We start from the raw sequence: 19765 nt of genomic DNA, 5'->3' as shown, positions 1-19765 counted from the left end.
GAAAACATGCCTTATGGTAGCACCGCCCACGAAGTGCTTGCCGTCGTGTTCCAGGTTTCGACTGTTGCCAAAGGGAGTTCTGCCAAAAAACCGCAGCTGAACGTTCTGTTATGGCAACGCGCCAAGGAGCCGCAGAAAGGCACCTGGTCGCTTCCGGGTGGCCGGCTGCGCAGCGACGAAGACCTCACCACTTCGGTGCGTCGCCAGCTGGCCGAAAAGGTCGATCTGCGCGAGATCTCCCACCTGGAGCAGCTCGCGGTGTTCTCCGACCCACACCGGGTGCCCGACACCCGGATGATCGCCTCCACCTTCCTGGGGCTGGTGCCCTCCCCCGCCACCCCCGAGCTGCCGTCGGACACCTGCTGGCATCCGGTGAATGCGTTGCCGCCGATGGCGTTCGACCACGGGCCCATGGTGACCCACGCGCACGCCCGACTGGTCGCCAAGATGTCTTACACCAACATCGGGTTCGCTTTGGCACCAAGGGAATTCGCGTTGTCGACACTGCGTGACATCTACGGTGCCGCGTTGGGATATCAGGTCGACGCGACCAACCTGCAGCGGGTGCTGGCCCGTCGCAAAGTCATCAGCCAGACCGGCACCATCGCGCAGTCCGGCCGCAGCGGCGGGCGCCCGGCGGCGCTGTACCGGTTCACCGACTCCCAACTGCGGGTGACCGACGAGTTCGCCGCCCTGCGCCCGCCCGGTTGAATATCGCTGTGATCGGCGCCACGGCGCGCTGGCTTCGGTTCGGAGTACACGGCCTGTACATTGTCTAAGAGTTGTTTAAGAAGCTACTGCGCGTGAGAAGCGCTGGCGCTGAGCTTTGATTGGCTGACGGCACCGCCGCCCATTGATCCGGGACCGATTGGCACGAGTACGCCGAAGCCCAGTAGGCCTCGAAGGGAGCCTTGATGGTGGAGCTGGCCAACGTGGCAGGCGCGACGGTCCAGGACGGTTTGCGATGGATCGGCGCGGCGCCGCACGAAGAGCTGCAGCGCAAGGTACGCCCGCTGCTGCCGGCAGACGACCCGTTCTACCAGCCACCGGCCGGCTTCCAGCACGCCGAACCCGGCACGGTGTTGCGCTCGCGCGACGTCGAGCTGGCGTTCATGGGCCTGATCCCGCAGTCGATGAAGGCCATCCAGCTGCTGTTCCGGACCACCGACTTGAACGGCAACGCCGAGGCCACCGTGACGACGGTGCTCGTTCCCGCGGAGGTGGCGCCCGGCAAGACCATTCCGCTGCTGTCCTACCAGTGCGCGATCGACGCGATGTCGTCGCGCTGCTTTCCCTCTTATGCGATGCGGCGCCGGGCCAAGGCGATCGGATCGCTGGCACAGCTCGAGCTGTTGCTGGTCACCGCCGCGGTGGCCGAGGGGTGGGCGGTCTCGGTACCGGACCATGAGGGCTTGCACGGGCTGTGGGGTGCGCCGTTCGAACCCGGCTACCGGATCCTGGACGGGGTACGGGCCGCATTGAGTTATGAGCGGCTCGGTTTGTCGCCGTCGGCGCCGGTCGGGCTGTGGGGGTACTCCGGTGGAGGATTGGCCAGCGCTTGGGCCGCCGAGATGTGCGGGCAATACGCCCCCGAACTGAACATCGTCGGCGCGGTCCTGGGCTCGCCGGTCGGCGACCTCGGCCATACCTTCCGCAGGCTCAACGGCGGATTGTTCTCCGGGCTGCCGGCGTTGGTGGTCGCCGCTCTCACACATACCTACCCGGGTCTGGATGAGGTGATCAAGGAGCACAGCAGCGAAGAGGGTCGCGCGCTGCTGGAGAGCCTGGAGAAGATGACGACCGCCGAGGCCGTCATCAAGATGGCCCACACAAATCTGGCCGACTTCCTCGACGAACCCCTGGAGCAGACGCTGTCCCGGCCGGCGGTCATGCACGTCTTCGACAGCATCAAACTGGGTGCCGCGATACCGACACCGCCGGTGCTCATCATTCAGGCCGTCCACGATTACCTCATCGACGTCGACGACATCGACGAACTCGCCGAGACCTACATCGCCGGCGGCGCCAGGGTCACCTACCACCGGGACGCGTTCAACGAGCACATGATCCTGCATCCGTTGTCGGCGCCGATGGCGCTGCGCTGGCTGATCGACCGGTTCGCCGACCGTCCGCTGACCGACCATCTGGTCCGGACCACCTGGCCCACCGCGTTCAACCCGATGACCTACGCCGGCATGGCCCGGTTGGGTCTGATCGCGGCCAAGGTCATCACCGGCCGCAAGATCCGCCGCCGTCCGCTTTAACTCAGTTCGGCAGGCCGCGAGCGTGCACACAGGTACGCCGGCACGCCGTCGCACCCGGCATTCTGCGCACGTTCGCGAAGTTCAGGCGATTGGCCCCGCGACCGGCGCCGGCGGCGGCGCCTGAGGCAGCGTGCGCACCCGGTTCTCCGGCGGGTAAGCGCCCAGGTCGTCGCGCACCGTCCCGGTGGCCATCACCGCATAGATCAAGGCAGCGGTCGCTGCCGGAGACAACAAGGTGAGCGCGATCTGCAGCGGCCCACGCCCGAAGAACACCGGCGGCGCCTGGGTCACGTAGGTCAGCGAGTGATCAGCCTTCGACAGCGAGACGGTATCGAAATCCAGCGCGCCGTAACGCCACAGCACCAGCAGCGCCCCCACCCCGGCCGCGACCGCGGTCGCGCCGATCAACCCGGCGCACAGGGCGACAACCATCTGCGGACCCCGATGGTCGCGCCACTGCCAGCCCGCCACCGCGCCGACCACCGCCACGACGCCCACCAGACTGACCAGCAGCATCGGAGCGACGAAGAAGTTGCGCGGCTCGCCGTCGAGCCCGCCCAGGTATTCGTGCACCCGCTCACCCTTGCGGGTGACGGCCACCACGGCGTGGATGGCCGGGGCGATCCAGGCCCACAGCGCCCCGATCGGCAATCCGGAAGCCGTCAGCGCGACGGCCACGACGAGGCATGCCCGGTTCCGCGGCGACAGTCGCTGCAGGCGCCCGACCTCTGCGCCAGAAGGCTGCTCGGATACCACCGCCGCACCGTCAACCAACCCGACTCACCTCCATTACCCGTGCCTCGCGAAGCATATCCTCGCGGGACCGGCGCGCCTGAACCGTCAGCGTCGCCCGTCCAACTCGGTCGAATCCACCAACCCGTGCCGGGAACACTTCGCCCACCAGCCGTCGGGCCGGACCTGCACGATCATCCGGCGGCCACAGGCGGCGCAGAAGCGGGGTGGCTCCAACCCCAACTGGGCCGCGGTGGGCACCGAGGTCCCGGATTGCTCGCCGGTATAGACGTTGTAGACGCCGCCCCCGACCGGGTCCGGCAGCGCGGTGGCCATCACAAACTGGCGTTCAGCGCCTTGATCGGCATTTGCAGATCGTCGAGCAGTTCGAGGTCAGCCTCCGCGGGCCGGCCCAGCGTGGTCAGGTAATTGCCGACGATGACGGCGTTGATGCCACCGAGGATGCCTTGCTTGGCGCCGAGGTCGCCGAGGGTGATCTCACGGCCGCCGGCGAACCGCAGCATGGTCCGCGGCAACGCCAGCCGGAACGCCCCGACAGCCTTGAGCGCTTCGCTGGCCGGCAGCACCTCCAGATCACCGAACGGGGTGCCCGGTCGGGGGTTGAGGAAGTTCAGCGGCACCTCGTCGGGACCCAACTCTGCGAGGTCGGCGGCGAATTCGGCGCGCTGCTCCAGCGTCTCGCCCATGCCCAGGATCCCCCCGCAGCACACCTCCATACCGGCGTCGCGCACCATCGACAAGGTCTCCCAGCGCTCTTCCCAGCTGTGCGTGGTGACCACGTTGGTGAAGAAGGAACGCGCGGTCTCCAGGTTGTGGTTGTAGCGGTGCACTCCCATCTCCGCCAGGCGCTGTACCTGCTCGGCGGTCAGCATGCCGAGTGAGCAGGCGATCTGGATGTCGACCTCGTTGCGGATGGCCTCGATACCGGCCGCGACCTGAGCGAGCAACCGCTCGTCGGGTCCGCGCACCGCGGCAACGATGCAGAACTCGGTGGCGCCGGACTTCGCGGTCTGCTTGGCCGCCTCGACCAGGCTGGGGATATCCAGCCAGGCGCTGCGCACCGGCGACTTGAACAGGCCCGATTGGGAGCAGAAATGGCAGTCCTCCGGGCACCCGCCGGTCTTGAGGCTGATGATGCCTTCTACCTCGACCTCCGGTCCGCACCAGCGCATCCGCACCTCGTGGGCCAGGGCCAGCAGTTCCTCGAGCCGCTCATCGGGCAGCTGCAGCACCCGCAGCACCTGGTCCTTGCTGAGGCCTTCGCCGGCCTCGAGCACCTGACGGCGGGCGACGGCAAGGATGTCCGAGTTGTCCTCCCCTTCCAGGCCATCCTGGCCGGCATCGCTGGTCGGTCGAATCGGCGCTTGGGTCACCGGGTACTCCCCTGCTTCTTGATCGCGTCCCTATATATCGGTCGCGATCGCCTCGGGGCCGCCGTCGGGCAGGCGGCCTGAATCGAAAAGTGCTCAGGTTAGGGTAACGGTCCCCGGTCAACCGAGGCCGCGCGGTCATGTTGACGCCGGTCACTATTGCCGGAGTAAAGAACATCCGGCAGGGTAGAGAATCAGCATGAGCGAACAGCACGTCGTATACCTGGCCGACCACGGCATCTGGCTGGCAATACCGGCGTTCCTGCCTGCCGTGATCGTCGCCGGCGTGGTGTCATATGTCGCCATGCGAAATAGAGGAAGCTCGCGGGAAAAGCAGGATTGACCAGTGCTGCATTTGGGCATCCTCGGATCTGTCTAAATCGGCGGACGCAAACGGGAGGCGATCGCGATGGAAATGGCAGTTGTTGCAGAGGCGCCCGCGGCGCGCGGAGCGGAACTGAGTCAAGTCATCGGACTCTCGGTGGCGGCGCTGATCATCACCCTGGTCATGCTGGCCGTCGGCTGGGCCCACCGCACCCGGCGCATCTTGTGGCTGGAGAAGTTCGCCGACTGGTTGGGCGTCAAATTCAAGCGCCCGTCCTGGGTGGCGCTGCCCGTGCTGGTGTACACCACGTCGATCATCTGCGCGCTGTTCGGATTCATCTGGGACGTCAGCTGGCATATTGGCGAAGGCCGTGATCCCGGACCGCTGGCCAACCCCGCCCACTACTTCATCATCATCGGCCTGTTCGGCATCTTCCTGGCCGGCATGATCGCGATCGTCCTGCCGTTCGACGAACCGGGCCCCGCGCCGGTGCGCATCACCGACAACTGGCATGCCCCCGTCGGCGGCGTGCTGATGGCCGGTTGCGGCATGTACGCGCTGTTCGGATTCCCGCTCGACGACATCTGGCACCGCATCTTCGGCCAGGACGTCACCTTGTGGGGTCCGACCCACCTGATGATGATCGGCGGCGCGGGCCTGTCGCTGTTCTCGGTGCTGATGCTGGAGTACGAAGGCGGCCGCGCGCTGCCGGACGCACCTCCCGAGAAGCCGTTCGTCAAATTCTTGCGCTACCTGTCCTGCGGTGGGTTGTTGATCGGCCTGTCCGTCTATCAGATCGAGTACGACTTCGGCGTCCAGCAATTCCGCCTGGCGTTCCACCCGATGATGATCGCCGGAGTGGCGGCGCTGGCTCTGATCGTGGCGCGGATGACGCTCGGAAAGGGCGCGGCGATCATCGCGGCACTGTTCGCGATCGCCCTGCGTGGTGCCGTCGCGTTCACGGTCGGTCCGATCCTCGGCGCGCCGATCAACTGGTTCCCGCTTTACCTCGGCCCGGCGCTGGTGGTCGAGATCCTGGCGTTGACGCCGTTGTTCAAGCGTCCCATCCTCTTCGGTGCCGTCACCGGCCTGGTTGTGGGCACCGTCGGCCTGTGGCTGAGTTCGCTCTGGGTCGGCGCCGTCTACCACTACCCATGGCCGACCAGCATGTGGGGTGAAGCCCTGGCCATGTCGGTGCCCGTCGCCGTCATGATGGGCCTGTGCGGTGCCCTGACCGGGATGGTGCTGACCGGGCAACGGCTACCGCGACGTGCGATCGGAATCTCGATCGTGGCCGCGACGGTCGTGGTGATCGGCGGCGCGGTGGCCAACGGGTTGCACATCGTCATCCCGAGTAAGAACACCGCGACCATCAAGCTCACCGAGCTGCCCAGCGAACCCGGCAAACGCATGGTGTCCGCCGACATCCAGATCAATCCGCCCGACCTGATCAAGGACGATCCCGACTGGGTCTCGGTCACCTCGTGGCAGGGGAAGATGGTCAACGACCGCGGCCTGCTGATCGACCGGCTCGAGCGGGTCGGAGACGGGCACTACCGCACCACCAAACCCATCCCGGTGTGGGGATCGTGGAAGACCCTGCTGCGGGTGCAGGACGGTTACACCATGACGGCCGTGCCGATCTACGAGCCGGCCGACGAGGCGATTCCGGCTCCCGAGGTGCCGGCCGATCCCGTCATCACCCGGCCGTTCGTCCTGGAAAACACCATCCTGCAGCGGGAACGCGACCCCAACGCCCCGGAGTGGCTGTTCACCGTCGGCTCCATCCTGGTGCTGATCTTCACCCTGATGGTGATCAGCGCTTTGACCTGGGGAGCCGGTCGGATCAACCGCGAGATGACGTCGCCCAAGAAACCGGAGGAAGAGAAGCACCCTCTTCCAGAAGCGGCGTAGTCCGTGGCATACCGACGCGCCCTGGTCACGGCATGGGCGGGGCTGCTGGTGTGGGCGCTGGTCGCCTGCGGCGGTAACTCGCCCAGCAAGGCCCCCGCGCAGGGCCTCACCGTCGACGTCACCATCGCCAACGGGCAGGTCACGCCGACCAACGCGACCCTGCAGGCGAAGGTGAAACAACAGATCGTGTTGCATGTCAGCAGCGACGTCACCGACGAGCTGCACGTGCACTCGGTACCCGACCACAAGTTCCAGGTCGCCGCGGCGCCCAACCAGACATTCGAGTTCAGCGTCGACGTCCCGGGCAGCGTCGACGTCGAACTGCACCACCTCAAGCGGACGATCGCCACCATCCAAGTGCAGTCGTGACCGACGGCCGCTCGATAACCGTGCTCGCGCATGGTCTGGGCGGGTCGAACGATCTGCCGGTGCCGTACACCTTCGCGCTGATCGGCGCCGCATGGGCACTGACCTTCACGTTCGCGCTGGTGGCGTTGGCCTGGAAACGACCGCGATTCGACCCGGACAAACCGGGGCGCCCACTGCCGGACGCGCTGACCGCCCTGGTCGATGCGCGCGTCACCCGCGGGATCGTCGCCGGGCTGGCGCTGCTGTTCGCGATATGGGTGCTGACCGCCGGCGTCTTCGGGCCGCAGACCTCCGCCAATGGCCTGCTCGGCGCGTTCTATGTGCTGCTCTGGGTCGGACTGGTGGCGTTGTCATTGATCTTCGGGCCGGTATGGCGGGTGATCTCGCCGGTCCGCTCGGTATATCTGCTGGTACGCCGGGTCCTGCCGGAACGGGTCAGCCTGCCCCGGTTCTCCTACCCGGACAGCTGGGGCTACCGGCCGGCGGCGTTCGGATTGTTCGCGTTCGTCTGGTTGGAACTCGCCAGCCCGGACTCGGCCTCGCTGACCGCGGTCAAGACGTGGTTGCTGGTCTATACGGTGGTGCTGCTCGGCGGGGCGTGGCTGTGCGGACAGCGCTGGTTGGCCCGGGCCGACCCGTTCGGCGTGTACAGCATGGCGGTGTCCCGGCTCAGCCCGTTCTGGCGGAATCCGCAAACCGGAAAAATCGTCGTCGGCAACCCGTTCGACCACCTGCCGTCGCTGCCGGTACGCCCGGGCGTCGTGCTGGTTTTGTCAGTGTTGTTGGGGTCCACCGCGTTCGACAGCTTCTCGGCGTCACCGACGTGGCGCAATTTCGCCGACGGCACAGCCCGCGCGGCGACCGCTGTTCCTGAGACGCTGACTTCATCAGCGTTGCGGACCGTCGGGCTGGCGCTCTTCATTTGTGTTGTGGCGCTGACCTTTTCGTTTGCGGCGCGCGCCACCGGCGGCGTGGACGCCGAGCAGCGACGGGCACTGCCCGGGCAGATGGCGCACTCGCTGATCCCGATCGTCGTCGGCTACATCTTCGCGCACTATTTGACCTACCTCGTGGAGCGCGGCCAGCAGGCCGTCATCGCCCTGGCCGACCCACTGGGTCGAGGCTGGAATCCGTTGGGCCTGACGGATGCACACGTCGCCTACGTGTTGTCGATGCACCCCGCGGTGCTGTCCACGATAAAGGTGGCCTGCGTGGTGACCGGGCACATCGTGGCGGTGATCGCGGCGCACGACAAGGCGTTGCGACTGCTGCCCAAAGACCATCAACTCACCGGCCAGTTGACCATGATGCTGGTCATGGTCGGCTACACGTTCATGGGGCTGTATCTGCTGTTCGGGGGCTAGGCGGACTTCCGGGTACCTAATAGGCTGCTGTTGCCGCCGGAACGCAGGGGAAAGGAAATCCATTGACGTCGCCGCCCTCGGCCGAGTCGGTAACCCCGGACGAAACAGTCCCGGCCCGCAAGGGTGACCGCCGCCGCAGGGCGTTGGCCCGGTCGGTCAGCATCCAGTCCAAGGTGATGCTGATGCTGCTGGTAGCCAGCCTTTCGTCGCTGGCTGTGATCGGGGCGGTCGGTTACATCACCGCGCGCAACGCCTTGTTGCCGACGGCATCGGAGCGGATGACCCAGTTGCGGGAGGCCCAAAAACGCGCGGTGGAGACGTTGTTCTCGGATCTCGCCGATGCGCTGGTGGTCTACAGCGGCGCCTCGACATCTCTGGACGCGGTGCAACAGTTCACCGCGGGCCTCGACCAGTTGTCCAATGCGAGTATCGATCCCGGTCAACAACAGGCGCTGGTGAACTACTACACGGACAGGTTGATCAAACCGGTCGAGAGCAGCACCGGCACCAAGCTGGATCTCAATGCCCTACTGCCCAGCAACAATTCGCAGAAATATCTGCAGGCGCATTACACGGTTGCGCCGGCCGGGGCACCCGACGACGCGGGCGACGGCAGTGCCTGGACAGCCGCGAATGTCCGCTTCAACAACTTTTTCCGGGAGATCGCGACCCGCTTCGAATACAAGGACGCGTTGCTGCTCGACGGCCGCGGAAACGTGGTGTACAGCGTCCGCAAGACCGCGGCACTGGGCACCAACATCCTCAACGGCCCGTATCGGGAGTCCAATCTGCGTGGCGCCTACGAGAAGGCGATGGCCGCAAACTCCCGGGATTTCGTGTGGATCACCGACTTCGCGCCCTATCAGCCGCAACTCGGCGCACCCATCGCGTGGCTGGTCTCGCCGATCGGCGCACCGGGCAAGGCCGCCGGAGTGCTGGCCCTGCCGCTGCCCATCTCCAAGGTCAACGACATCATGACCGCCAACAGGCAATGGGAAGCGGCGGGCATGGGCAAGACCGGTGAAACCTATCTGGCCGGCCCGGACAATTTGATGCGATCCGATTCCCGGTTGTTCCTCGAAGACCCGAAGCGCTACCAGACCGAGGCGATCGCCGCAGGCGCACGATCCGACGTCGTCGAGCAGGCAATCCGTTGGCGCGGAACGACACTGGTGCAACCGGTCGCCACGCACGCGGTACGTGCCGCACAGCGCGGTGAGACCGGTACCACCATCGACATCAGTTACCTCGGTCGCCGCGAACTGGTGGCATATGCCCCGCTGCAGTTGCCCAACTCCGACCTGCACTGGTCGGTATTGGCGACCCGGGAGACCGACGAAGCCAACGCCCGCGTCGTGTCCGTGACCCAGACGCTGGTATTGACCACCGCCGCCATGGTTTTCGTCATCTGCGTGGCCGCGCTGCTGGTAGCCCAAATCTTCGTGCGTCCCATTCGCCGACTGCAGGCCGGCACCCAGGAGATCAGCGCCGGCAACTACGACGTCACCATCCCGGTGACCTCGCGCGACGAGATCGGTGAACTCACCGAGGCTTTCAACGACATGAGCCACAGTCTGCAGATCAAGGAAACGCTGCTGACCGAGCAGCGCGAAGAAAACGACCGGCTGCTCGGGTCGTTGATGCCCGAGCCCGTCGCGCAACGCTACCGCGAGGGCGAACAGACCATCGCCCAGGAACATCAGGACGTCACGGTCATCTTCGCGGACTTCGTCGGTCTGGACCGGATTTCCAGCGCGCTACCCGGCCATGAATTGGTCGGCATCGTCGACGACCTGGTCCAGGAACTCGACTCGGCCGCCGAAGCCCTTGGCGTCGAACCGATCCGGACCCTGCACAACGGCTACCTGGCCAGCTGCGGGCTGAACTTCCCGCGGCTGGACAGCGTGCACCGCACCGTGGAATTCGCCCTCGAGATGCAGGCCATCGTCGAACGGTTCAACAGCAAGACGGGCCACCACCTGACGCTGCGCGCCGGCATCAACACCGGCAATGTCATCAGCGGACTGGTGGGACGGTCCAGCATCGTCTACGACATGTGGGGCGCGGCCGTCAACCTCGCCCACCAGATGCGAAGCAGCACAAGTGAATCCGGCATCTATGTGACATCGCAGGTGTACGAGGCGACGCGTGACATCCGGCAGTTCACCGCCGCGGGCACCGTCACCGTCGACGGCACCGAACAACAGATCTGGCGCCTCGCGGAAGGACAGTGACCATGTCGTCGTTGTGGTGGGCTGCCGTCGTGGTCGTGGGGTTCCCGTCGCTGCTCATCGGGCTCACCGAATGGCACCACAGCCTGATCCGCCGGGACAGCCCACTGGCCCGGCCCGTTTTCCTGCTGCGCAGCTACCTGGTCCCACTGGCCGCGCTGCTGGTGCTGCTGGTGCAGGTCGCGAGAATCCCGAGCGAGTTGACCTCGGTGCGCCTGCTGGCGACGGTGTTCGGCTTCGTGCTGCTGGTGCTGCTGCTGTCCAGCCTCAACGCCACGGTGTTCGAGGGAGCGCCGCAAGGATCCTGGCGCGGGCGCGTACCGGCCATCTTCCTCGACGTCACCCGGTTCCTGCTGATAGGTGCCGGTCTGGCGGTGATTTTGTCGTTCGTCTGGGGCGTGCGGGTTGGCGGCATCTTCACGGCGCTGGGTGTGACGTCGGTGGTCATCGGCTTGATGCTGCAGAACTCCGTCGGCCAGATTGTGTCGGGACTGTTCATGCTCTTCGAGCAGCCGTTCCGGATCGGCGACTGGCTGGACACCCCGGCCGCCCGCGGACGGATCGTCGAGGCGAACTGGCGGGCGGTTCATATCCAGACCGGCCGCGGTTTGCAGATCACCCCCAACTCGGTCTTGGCGACGACATCGTTCACCAACCTCAGTCGTCCCACCAGGTCGCACCAATTGGCGATCGCGGTCGCCTTCGCCGCGGCCGATCCGCCGGAGCGGGTGTGCGCGCTGCTGGCCGAGGTCGCCGATGCGCTTCCGCAGCGCAGGTCCGGTGCGCCGGCGGCAGTCGTGGCCACCGGCAGCGGCGAGTACCGCGTCACCGTCGGATTGTCTTCTCCCGCTGACGATTCCGCGGCGCAGTCCACCTTCCTGCGCTGGCTCTGGTACGCCGCGCGGCGGGCCGAACTCCACCTCGACGGCGAAAACGACGACTTCTCCACACCGGAACGTGTCGCAAAGGCACTCCGGACCGTGGTCGGTCCGGCATTGCGGCTGAGCCGAACCGATCAGCAGATCTTGGCAGCGCACGCCCGGACCGTCCGGTACGCGGCCGACGAACTCGTCGAGCAGGCCGAGCGAGTGCCGTCCCGGATGACCTTTCTCCTGTCCGGCGGCGTGCGACTGACGGCAACTTCCCGGGACGGACTCCCGGTGGTGGTCGGCAGCCTGGACGAAGGCGCTTTCCTGGGGGCGACGGCGCTGACCCGGCAACCCAATCTGACCGATGCCCGCGCCACCGAAGAATTGACTGCGCTGCAGATCGACCGCGAGCACCTCGCCCATCTGGTCATGGGCAAGCCGTGGCTGCAACAGGATCTCGGTCGCGCCATCGACGAGCGTCGCGCCAGAGTCGAACAGGTCACCCAGACGGCTTAAAAACATTCCATCGGTCCGAACCGGCAGCTGCTGGTGAACTGGGGAAAGCGCCTCGGGGCTGGCTGGAAACCAGGCCCGGGCAATCGGGTTAGCGTCAAATCAGGTAGTCGACGCGCTTGTCACCGTCCCAGCGGCGCAGTCCGGCGAACCGACCGTCCAACTGCGCCGGCCGGCCAGTGACAGTCAGCGCTTGCCCGAGACAGCCGATGTCGACCCGGCGTGCCAGGGTCACATGCGCGGTCCACTGGCCGGGCAGGCTGTTGGACATCGGCGCCGGCCGTAGGTGCGCGCCGGACACCCGGTACACCTCGGCGTGCAGATCCAGCAGTTCGCGCGACGGCACGATCAGTCGGGTGAGCACCACATTGGCCCGGCCGAACAACACCGGCGCACCGATCACGCACGGCAGCGGCAATCCTCGGGCGACCGGCCGCAGCAATTCGTCGACGGCGGGGTCAATGCGTTCGGCGACGGCGACCGTCACATGCGGGCGGCCGGGCGGTATCCGCACAGGCAGACCGGCGGCGCTCAGGTCGTCCCACATCCGCCGGAGCGCGGCCTCGGTGTCATGGTCGAACAGCAACTCGATGGAGTGCGCCATCAGCCGACCAGCGCCCGCACCCAGCCGGTGTCGAAAGCGGCCGCACTCATAGCGGCGAAATCCTGGCGCGCGCCTGCCCCGGCGGGCAGCGCCGCGCGTACGGATGCCAACCGGCCCAGCGCTTCCCGATTCGACATCTGCACCCGATCGGGCCGCTGAGGCCAGCTGCCGATCACCAATCCGGCACACGAAACATGTTGTGCAGCAAGGGCTTCCAAGGTCAACGCGGTGTGGTTGAGCGTGCCCAGTTCCGCCCTCACGACGACCAGCGCCGCGGCCCGTAGTTCGACGGCGACGTCGCGCAGGGTGACCCCGTCCTGAGCGAGTTCGACCAGCAACCCACCGGCGCCTTCGACGAGCGTCAATCGTCCGGGTCGGTCCACCTCGCGGATCAGCTGCAATACCTGCTCGCCGGTCGGCAATGAGATGCCGGCCTGTTCGGCCGCCGCGGCCGGCGCCATCGGCAACGCATACCGGGCCAACCCCACGAGTTCGGTGACTCCGGACAGCCGGCCGATCTCGGCGAGGTCGTCGTCGCCGTCGGCGATACCGGTCTGGGCGGGCTTGCACACCGCGACGTCGATGCCGGCCTGGCGGGCATGGGAGGCCAGCGCTGCGGTGGCGACGGTTTTGCCGACACCCGTGTCGGTCCCGGTGACGACCAGGACCGTCAAGCGTGCGCCCGCAGGACGTCCGTCAGCACGCGGCGCGCCAGCTCGAGTTCCTCGGCACTCAGTGAGGCGCGGGCGGTCAGCCGCAGGCGTGACGTGCCGGCGGGCACGGTCGGCGGCCGGAAGCAGCCGACTTTGACCCCGGCGTCCAGACAGGCCGTCGCGGCGGCCAGCGCAACCTCGGGGTCGCCCAGGATCACCGACACCACAGCAGACTGCGGCACCTGCGGGACATCGCACACCCGCGCCAGCTCGGCGGCGTGCGACAGCACCGCGTCCGGGCGCCACGTCTCAGTCTTGAGCAGCCGCAATGCCGCCAGCGCGGCACCGACGGCCGCGGGCGCGAGTCCGGTGTCGAAGATGAAGGGACGCGCCGCATCGATCAGGTGGGCACGCACCTCGGCCGGCCCGAGCACCACGCCGCCCTGACTGCCCAGCGCTTTGGACAATGTCGTGGTCATCACCACGTCGGGCGATCCGGCCAGTCCTACCTCGTGCAACAGCCCGCGGCCACCGCCACGCACCCCGAGACCGTGCGCCTCGTCGACGATCAACAGCGCACGGTGCCGACGGCACACCTCGTGCAGTTCCCGAAGCGGCGCCAGTGCCCCGTCCGCGCTGAACACGGAGTCGGTGACGACGACCGCGCGCTCCTCGGCGCGTGCGGCGAGGGCAGTCTCGACGGCGGCGACGTCGCGGCTCGGTGTCACCACCACGCGCGCCCGGGACAGCCGGCAGGCGTCCACCAGCGACGCGTGCGAATGGGCGTCGGACACCAGCAGCGAACCCGGCCCGGACAGACTGACGACGGCCCCCAGGTTCGCGGTGTAACCCGAGGAGAACACCAAACCGGCTGCGGCGCCGACGTATTCGGCGAGCTCGGCCTCGAACTGTGCGTGCAGTTCGGTGTCCCCGGTGACCAGCCGGGAACCGGTGGCACCGGCGCCCCACACGCGCAGCGCCTGCACGCCGCCGTCGATGACGTCGGGATGCTGGGACAGGCCCAGGTAATCGTTGGAAGCCAGATCGAGTTCGGTGCCGACCGGCGGGCGCGGGCGCAGCGACCGCCGCAAACCGGCTTCGCGGCGCTGGGACTCCACCGCCGCCAGCCAGGCCAGCGGCGAGGTCTCGATCGGCGCCTGCATGGCGTTCAGCCTACGAGGCGGGCGACCTGCACCATCGCCGAGGTGAGCTGTGCGATCTCGGCGGGACTGCAGATGTAGGGCGGCATCGCGTAGATCAGGTTGCGGAACGGGCGCAGCCACACCCCGCCATCCAGCGCGGCGGGGGTGGCGACGGACAGATCGACGGGACGGTCACATTCGATGACGCCGATGCCGCCGCAGACCCGCACGTCGGTCACCCCGGGCAGTCCTCGCGCGGGTGCCAGGCCGGCGCTCAGGCCTTCGGCCAGCGCGGTTATCCGGGCCCGCCAGTCCTGGCCGAGCAACAACTCGACGCTGGCTACCGACACCGCGCAGGCCAACGGATTTGCCATGAAGGTGGGCCCGTGCATCAGGGCGCCGGCCGAGCCGTTGCTGATGGTGTGCGCGACGTCGGTGCTGCACAGGGTGGCGGCCAGGCTGAGGTAGCCGCCGGTCAGCGCCTTGCCCACGCACATGATGTCCGGGCTGACCCCGGCGTGGTCGGCGGCGAACAGCGCGCCAGTACGGCCGAATCCGGTCGCGATCTCGTCGAAAATCAGCAGCACGCCGTGCCGGCTGCAGATCTCACGCAGATCGACCAGATAGCGCGGATCGTGAAACCGCATCCCGCCCGCGCCCTGCACGACGGGTTCGACGACGACGGCGGCGAGCTCTGCGGCATGCCGGGTCAGTTGCTCCTCGAACGCCGCGCTGTAGGCGGGGTCATAGTCGCGCGGCACCTGCGGGGCGAACACCTGAGCGGCCAGGACGTCGGTCCACAGCGAGTGCATGCCGCCGTCTGGGTCACACACGCTCATTGGGGTGAAGGTGTCGCCGTGGTAGCCGCCCCGCCAGGTCATCAGGCGATGTTTCGCGGGCCGACCGAGGCCGCGCCAATACTGCAACGCCATCTTCACCGCGACCTCCACGGACACCGAACCGGAGTCGCTGAAGAACACCGTGTCCAGGCCGGCCGGAGTGATCTCGACCAGCAGCTGAGCCAGCCGGGCCGCGGGCTCGTGGGTCAGGCCGCCGAACATGACGTGATTCATGGTGGCGAGCTGGGCGGTCATCGCCTCGTCCAGGACCGGGTGGCCATGGCCATGGATGGCGGTCCACCACGAGCTCATGCCGTCGAGTGCTTGTATCGGCTTGCCGTCGCGGATCAGCGTCAGGTAGGCGCCGCGGGCGGCCGTGGCCACCACCGGAGGTATCGCTTCGCTGCCGATGGTGCTGTAGGGATGCCAGAGGTGAGCGGCGTCGATCGCGCTGATCTGGGCGGGGGTCAACGCTGCCACGGAGTTCGACAGTAGTCCACGTGTGCATCCTGGGCTTTGAGTGTGCAGCCAGGGCTTTCAGAGTGCAGCCAGGGCGGTGAAACGCGATTTTCGCCGCCCTGAGTTCACCGGCAAAGCCATGACTTCACACTCAAATTCACGGTCGGTTCGCGCAACGTGCAGCGATCGGGAAGCATGCAGGGCATGGCCGCACCGGAAGAGTCGCCCGCCACCGAAGAGGGCGACGACGTGACGCAGGTGCACGACGAGAGCGGACCTCGGATCATCAGGCTGCGACTGGTTCCCTGGGACGTGGTCACCATGCTGGTGCTGCTGGCGTTGCTGATCGTCGCACTCACCATGACCAGTTGGCCCACGCGGTTGTTCGCCTTCACCGAGAACGTCTGTCAGGGCGAAGATTGCGCACCGGTGCCGTTCGGGGTCAACTACTACATCTACCCGCTGGTGTGGGGCGGCATCGGCGCGGCTGCGACGGCGGCGTTGCTGGGTCCGTTCGTGTCGTTGGTCAAGGGCTGGTTCATGTCCTTCTGGCCGGTAGTCTCCGTCGCTGTCCTGAGTCTGGCCTCGGTCCTCGGCCGCGCGCTGACCGATTTCAGCTCCACCTTCTGGCGCTGAGGCAGATCACGCCGCGGACACGCTTCGTAGCGCGAAATCACAACTGCCATCACAGGATTGGCCGCTCCCGTCACCGTCCGGTCACGGTACGACAAAAAATGTTTGGCGGATCTGGCGCGCGCCTATCTCTGTTGCCAAAGTGGCTGCAGTGACTGGTGTGAATAGGTCGGGTTGACCGGCTACTTCACCTACCTGTCATCCAGCGGCGCGAGGCCCCGACGTGGCGGCCATCGCGTGCGTGTGGAACGGCAGCCGAGGCGCGCAGTCACCGCGCCGAGGCACAGCGGGGCCCCTGGGCCCCAGAAGGTGAGGAATCCCCATGAAGCGCGTCTACGCCTTCGCGATCGGGCTGGTCATGGCCGTGGCGCCGATAACCGCCACCGGCATCGCGGCGGCCGACCCGGCCAGCAAGCCGATGGATTATCAGCAAGCCACCGACGTCGTCGTCGCCCGCGCCCTGTCACAGCGCGGCGTGCCGTTCTCGTGGGCCGGCGGCGGTGTCACCGGCCCGACCCGGGGCACCGGGAGCGGCATCAACACCGTCGGCTTCGACGCATCGGGTCTCATCCAGTACGCCTACGCCGGCGCCGGGCTCAAACTGCCGCGCTCGTCCGGGCAGATGTACAAGGTGGGACAACGGGTGCTGCCGGCGCAAGCACGCAAGGGCGACCTGGTCTTCTACGGCCCCGAGGGCACCCAGGCCGTTGCGATGTACCTGGGCAACGGCCAGATGATCGAGGTCGGCGACGTCGTGCAGGTCTCCCCGGTGCGTGCCAGCGGGATGGCCCCCTACCTGGTCCGGATTCTGGGTGCGCAGACGGCGCCGGCGGCCCCCGCGCCGCAGGCACCGGCTCAGCAGTTGCCTCAGCAGCAGGTGCCCGCGCCTCAAGCACCTGCCCAGCAGGCTCCTTTGCAGCAGGCACCTTTGCAGCAGGCTCCTTTGCAGACGCTGCCGTCACAGCAGCCGTTGCAGACGGTTCCCAACCAGCAGGCTCCCTTGCAGCAAGCGCCGGCCCAATTGGCTCCGGCACAGCAAGCGCCGACCCAACTGGCTCCCGCGCAGCAGGCACCAACCCAACTGGCTCCCGCACAGCAGTCGCCGCTGCAGCAGGTCCCGGCCCCGCAGGCGCCGCTGCAGCAGGTCCCGGCCCAGCAGGCGCCGCTGCAGGCAGTGCCCACCGCGCCCCTGCAGTTGATGCCGGCACAGCCGGCGCCCGCGGTTACCCCGGGCCGGTAACCTTCCGACGCCTCTCGCCACGGCGCGCCGATGGCGCCGGGGCGTGAGGCGTTTTCGGTAAGTTGGCGGGGACCATGCAGACCGTGACCCCTCCTCCCCCACGCCCGGCCACCGACTCGGCGCCGGCCGAAATGGGCACCCGGTCTGCGGGTTTCTACCGGCACGACCTGGACGGACTGCGCGGCGTCGCGATTGCGCTCGTCGCTGTTTTCCACGTGTGGTTCGGCCGGGTGTCCGGCGGGGTGGACGTCTTTCTGGCCCTGTCCGGGTTCTTCTTCGGCGGCAAGATTCTGCGCGCCGGGCTCGGCGGCAAGTTGTCCCCCGTGACCGAATTCGTCCGGCTGGTCCGTCGTCTGCTGCCGGCCCTGGTGGTGGTGCTGGCGGGATGCGCACTGCTGACGATCCTGGTGCAACCAGAGACCCGCTGGGAGACCTTCGCCGATCAGAGTCTGGCCAGCCTGGGCTACTACCAGAACTGGGAGCTGGCCAACTCCGCCTCGGACTATCTGCGTGCCGGCGAGGCGGTCAGCCCGCTGCAGCACATCTGGTCCATGTCGGTGCAGGGCCAGTTCTACGTCGCGTTCCTCGTTCTGGTCGCGGGCTGCGCCTATCTGTTCAGGCGAGCGCTGGGTCGCCACCTGCGGACCCTGTTCGTGGTGCTGTTCAGTGCGTTGACGGTGGCGTCGTTCGTCTACGCGATCATCGCGCACCAGGACAACCAGGCGACGGCGTATTACAACAGTTTCGCGCGGGCCTGGGAGTTGCTGCTGGGTGCATTGGTCGGCGCGCTGGTGCCCTATCTGCGTTGGCCGATGTGGCTTCGTACGACCGCCGCGACCGTCGGGCTGGCGGCGATCCTGTCCTGCGGCGCCCTGATCGACGGCGTCAAGGAGTTTCCCGGGCCGTGGGCGCTGGTGCCCGTCGGTGCCACCATGCTGATGATCCTGGCCGGCGCCAATATGGCCGCCGACCCCCGCACGCGTGGCCGGATGCCGCTACCCAACCGGTTGCTGGCGGCCGGGCCGCTGATCACCCTCGGCGCGATGGCCTACTCGCTGTACCTGTGGCACTGGCCGCTGCTGATCTTCTGGCTTTCCTACACCGGAGACCCGCACGTCAATTTCGTCGAGGGCCTGGCCGTCCTGCTGGTCTCCGGGGTGTTGGCGTACCTGACCACAGGGCACGTCGAGGATCCCCTGCGCTACCGGGCAACCGCGCAACCCGCCCGAGCGGTCACCTGGCAACTGCGGCTGCGCCGACCCACGCTCGCGTTGGGATCGCTGGTGGTGCTGTTGGGCGTCAGCCTTGCCGCGACGTCCTTCACCTGGCGTGAGCATCTCGTCGTCGAGCGGGCCGGCGGCAAGGAACTCAGCGGGCTCAGCGCGCTCGACTACCCCGGCGCCCGCGCCCTCACCGAACACGTGCGGGTGCCCACGCTGCGCATGCGGCCCACCGTGCTGGAAGTCAAGGAAGACCTGCCCGCTTCCACCCGCGACGGCTGTATCAGCGACTTCGTCAACCCGACGATGGTGAACTGCACGTACGGCGACACCGACGCGCCGCGCACCATCGCGCTGGCCGGCGGGTCGCACGCCGAACACTGGCTGACCGCCCTGGACCTGCTGGGCCGGCTGCACCATTTCCGAGTGGTGACCTACCTCAAGATGGGGTGCGCGCTGTCCACCGAACAGGTCCCGCTGATCATGGGTAACAACGCGCCCTATCCCCAGTGCCGCCAGTGGGTGGAGACGACGATGGCGAAACTGGTCGCCGACCGCCCGGACTACGTTTTCACCACCACTACCCGGCCCTGGAACATCAAGCCCGGCGACGTGATGCCCGCTACCTACATCGGCATCTGGCAAACGTTGTCGGACAACAACATTCCGATCCTGGGCGTTCGGGACACCCCGTGGTTGGTCAAGGACGGTCAGCCGTTCAACCCCGCCGACTGCCTGGCCAAGGCCACCAAGTCGCATTCCTGCGAACTCAATCGCTCAGACCTGCTCTCCGAGCACAACACCACCCTCGACTTCGTCGGACAGTTCCCGTTGCTCAAGCCGCTCGACTTGTCCGACGCCATCTGCCAGCCCGACAGTTGCCGCGCGGTCGAGGGGAACGTGCTGATCTACCGTGACGCTCATCACTTGACCCCGACCTACATGCGGACCCTGGCTCCCGAACTGGGACGGCAGATCGCCGCGGTCACCGGCTGGTGGTGAC

General features: G+C 67.3%; 17 protein-coding genes and 1 pseudogene. 11 read left to right on the top strand and 7 right to left on the bottom strand.

The window, feature by feature from the left end:
• Positions 1–6 precede the first annotated feature (6 nt).
• The gene (locus AC5Y46_RS01980; protein WP_499989905.1) at positions 7–711 is read left to right on the top strand and encodes an NUDIX hydrolase; all 705 of its coding nucleotides are present in this window, start codon (positions 7–9) and stop codon (positions 709–711) included.
• A 203-nt stretch (positions 712–914) separates the two neighbouring features.
• Positions 915–2264: a lipase family protein gene (locus tag AC5Y46_RS01975; protein WP_499944178.1), complete on the top strand. Its 1350-nt coding sequence runs from the start codon at positions 915–917 to the stop codon at positions 2262–2264.
• Positions 2265–2345: 81 nt separating this feature from the next.
• Here AC5Y46_RS01975 and AC5Y46_RS01970 read toward each other — a convergent pair whose 3' ends face one another.
• The 3 genes from AC5Y46_RS01970 to bioB form a co-directional block, all read right to left on the bottom strand.
• Positions 2346–3020 carry a DUF2567 domain-containing protein gene (locus AC5Y46_RS01970; protein WP_499989974.1) on the bottom strand — a complete coding sequence of 225 codons (675 nt, stop codon included), beginning with the start codon at positions 3018–3020 and terminating at the stop codon, positions 2346–2348.
• A gap of 84 nt (positions 3021–3104) precedes the next feature.
• Positions 3105–3332 (bottom strand): biotin synthase auxiliary protein BsaP, encoded by a 228-nt coding sequence (gene bsaP / locus AC5Y46_RS01965; protein WP_499944177.1) that lies wholly within the window; start codon positions 3330–3332, stop codon positions 3105–3107.
• Positions 3332–4390, bottom strand: coding sequence for a biotin synthase BioB (bioB, locus tag AC5Y46_RS01960; RefSeq protein ID WP_499944176.1), 1059 nt, complete (start codon positions 4388–4390; stop codon positions 3332–3334). Before bioB ends, bsaP begins: the two co-directional genes overlap by 1 nt.
• Positions 4391–4586: 196 nt before the next feature.
• Between bioB and AC5Y46_RS01955 the strand changes: the two genes are divergently transcribed.
• From AC5Y46_RS01955 to AC5Y46_RS01930, 6 genes are all read left to right on the top strand, one after another.
• Positions 4587–4730, top strand: coding sequence for a hypothetical protein (locus AC5Y46_RS01955; RefSeq protein WP_499944175.1), 144 nt, complete (start codon positions 4587–4589; stop codon positions 4728–4730).
• Between the two features lie 66 nt (positions 4731–4796).
• Positions 4797–6626, top strand: a complete 1830-nt coding sequence (locus AC5Y46_RS01950; RefSeq protein ID WP_499989904.1) for a hypothetical protein — start codon at positions 4797–4799, stop codon at positions 6624–6626.
• A gap of 3 nt (positions 6627–6629) precedes the next feature.
• The gene (locus AC5Y46_RS01945) at positions 6630–6995 is read left to right on the top strand and encodes a hypothetical protein (protein WP_499944173.1); all 366 of its coding nucleotides are present in this window, start codon (positions 6630–6632) and stop codon (positions 6993–6995) included.
• Entirely contained in the window at positions 6992–8359 is a 1368-nt protein-coding gene (locus AC5Y46_RS01940) for a hypothetical protein (RefSeq protein ID WP_499989903.1), read from the top strand. The genes AC5Y46_RS01945 and AC5Y46_RS01940 overlap by 4 nt, the downstream gene beginning before the upstream one ends.
• A gap of 62 nt (positions 8360–8421) precedes the next feature.
• The gene (locus tag AC5Y46_RS01935) at positions 8422–10593 is read left to right on the top strand and encodes an adenylate/guanylate cyclase domain-containing protein (RefSeq protein ID WP_499989902.1); all 2172 of its coding nucleotides are present in this window, start codon (positions 8422–8424) and stop codon (positions 10591–10593) included.
• A 2-nt stretch (positions 10594–10595) separates the two neighbouring features.
• Positions 10596–11975, top strand: coding sequence for a mechanosensitive ion channel family protein (locus AC5Y46_RS01930; RefSeq protein WP_499989901.1), 1380 nt, complete (start codon positions 10596–10598; stop codon positions 11973–11975).
• A 94-nt stretch (positions 11976–12069) separates the two neighbouring features.
• Here AC5Y46_RS01930 and AC5Y46_RS01925 read toward each other — a convergent pair whose 3' ends face one another.
• From AC5Y46_RS01925 to AC5Y46_RS01910, 4 genes are read right to left on the bottom strand one after another with little or no spacing between them, the layout of a single operon-like run.
• Positions 12070–12576 carry a 2'-5' RNA ligase family protein gene (locus AC5Y46_RS01925; protein ID WP_499989900.1) on the bottom strand — a complete coding sequence of 169 codons (507 nt, stop codon included), beginning with the start codon at positions 12574–12576 and terminating at the stop codon, positions 12070–12072.
• Positions 12576–13250, bottom strand: a complete 675-nt coding sequence (gene bioD / locus AC5Y46_RS01920; protein ID WP_499989899.1) for a dethiobiotin synthase — start codon at positions 13248–13250, stop codon at positions 12576–12578. Before bioD ends, AC5Y46_RS01925 begins: the two co-directional genes overlap by 1 nt.
• Complete coding sequence (locus tag AC5Y46_RS01915; protein ID WP_499989898.1) at positions 13247–14392, bottom strand: 8-amino-7-oxononanoate synthase; 1146 nt, start codon at positions 14390–14392, stop codon at positions 13247–13249. Before AC5Y46_RS01915 ends, bioD begins: the two co-directional genes overlap by 4 nt.
• 5 nt (positions 14393–14397) lie before the next feature.
• On the bottom strand, positions 14398–15702 hold the full coding sequence (locus tag AC5Y46_RS01910; protein ID WP_499989973.1) for an adenosylmethionine--8-amino-7-oxononanoate transaminase: 1305 nt from the start codon (positions 15700–15702) through the stop codon (positions 14398–14400).
• A gap of 171 nt (positions 15703–15873) precedes the next feature.
• On the opposite strand from AC5Y46_RS01910, the gene AC5Y46_RS01905 reads away from it, so the two are divergent.
• The 3 genes and pseudogenes from AC5Y46_RS01905 to sucT all read left to right on the top strand — a co-directional run bounded on the left by AC5Y46_RS01905 (position 15874) and on the right by sucT (position 19764).
• On the top strand, positions 15874–16305 hold the full coding sequence (locus AC5Y46_RS01905) for a hypothetical protein (protein ID WP_499989897.1): 432 nt from the start codon (positions 15874–15876) through the stop codon (positions 16303–16305).
• A 319-nt stretch (positions 16306–16624) separates the two neighbouring features.
• Positions 16625–17272, top strand: a pseudogene (gene ripD / locus AC5Y46_RS01900) (NlpC/P60 family peptidoglycan-binding protein RipD); the annotation flags it as partial.
• 344 nt (positions 17273–17616) lie between these two features.
• Positions 17617–19764 (top strand): acetyltransferase SucT, encoded by a 2148-nt coding sequence (sucT, locus tag AC5Y46_RS01895; protein ID WP_499989896.1) that lies wholly within the window; start codon positions 17617–17619, stop codon positions 19762–19764.
• The last annotated feature ends 1 nt before the right edge of the window (position 19765 follow it).

Source organism: Mycobacterium sp. NGS59 (assembly GCF_059812345.1).
Note: the sequence above shows the minus strand (reverse complement) of the source record. Positions and strands in the feature narration are given on the sequence as shown.

Bases quoted from the DNA above. Each gene is read 5' to 3' on its own strand.
- AC5Y46_RS01980 (WP_499989905.1), top strand. From the start codon at position 7: ATGCCTTATGGTAGCACCGCCCACGAAGTGCTTGCCGTCGTGTTCCAG.
- AC5Y46_RS01930 (WP_499989901.1), top strand. From the start codon at position 10,596: ATGTCGTCGTTGTGGTGGGCTGCCGTCGTGGTCGTGGGGTTCCCGTCG.
- AC5Y46_RS01975 (WP_499944178.1), top strand. From the start codon at position 915: ATGGTGGAGCTGGCCAACGTGGCAGGCGCGACGGTCCAGGACGGTTTG.
- AC5Y46_RS01915 (WP_499989898.1), bottom strand. From the start codon at position 14,392: ATGCAGGCGCCGATCGAGACCTCGCCGCTGGCCTGGCTGGCGGCGGTG.
- AC5Y46_RS01905 (WP_499989897.1), top strand. From the start codon at position 15,874: ATGGCCGCACCGGAAGAGTCGCCCGCCACCGAAGAGGGCGACGACGTG.
- bsaP (WP_499944177.1), bottom strand. From the start codon at position 3,332: ATGGCCACCGCGCTGCCGGACCCGGTCGGGGGCGGCGTCTACAACGTC.
- AC5Y46_RS01925 (WP_499989900.1), bottom strand. From the start codon at position 12,576: ATGGCGCACTCCATCGAGTTGCTGTTCGACCATGACACCGAGGCCGCG.
- AC5Y46_RS01955 (WP_499944175.1), top strand. From the start codon at position 4,587: ATGAGCGAACAGCACGTCGTATACCTGGCCGACCACGGCATCTGGCTG.
- AC5Y46_RS01950 (WP_499989904.1), top strand. From the start codon at position 4,797: ATGGAAATGGCAGTTGTTGCAGAGGCGCCCGCGGCGCGCGGAGCGGAA.
- sucT (WP_499989896.1), top strand. From the start codon at position 17,617: ATGCAGACCGTGACCCCTCCTCCCCCACGCCCGGCCACCGACTCGGCG.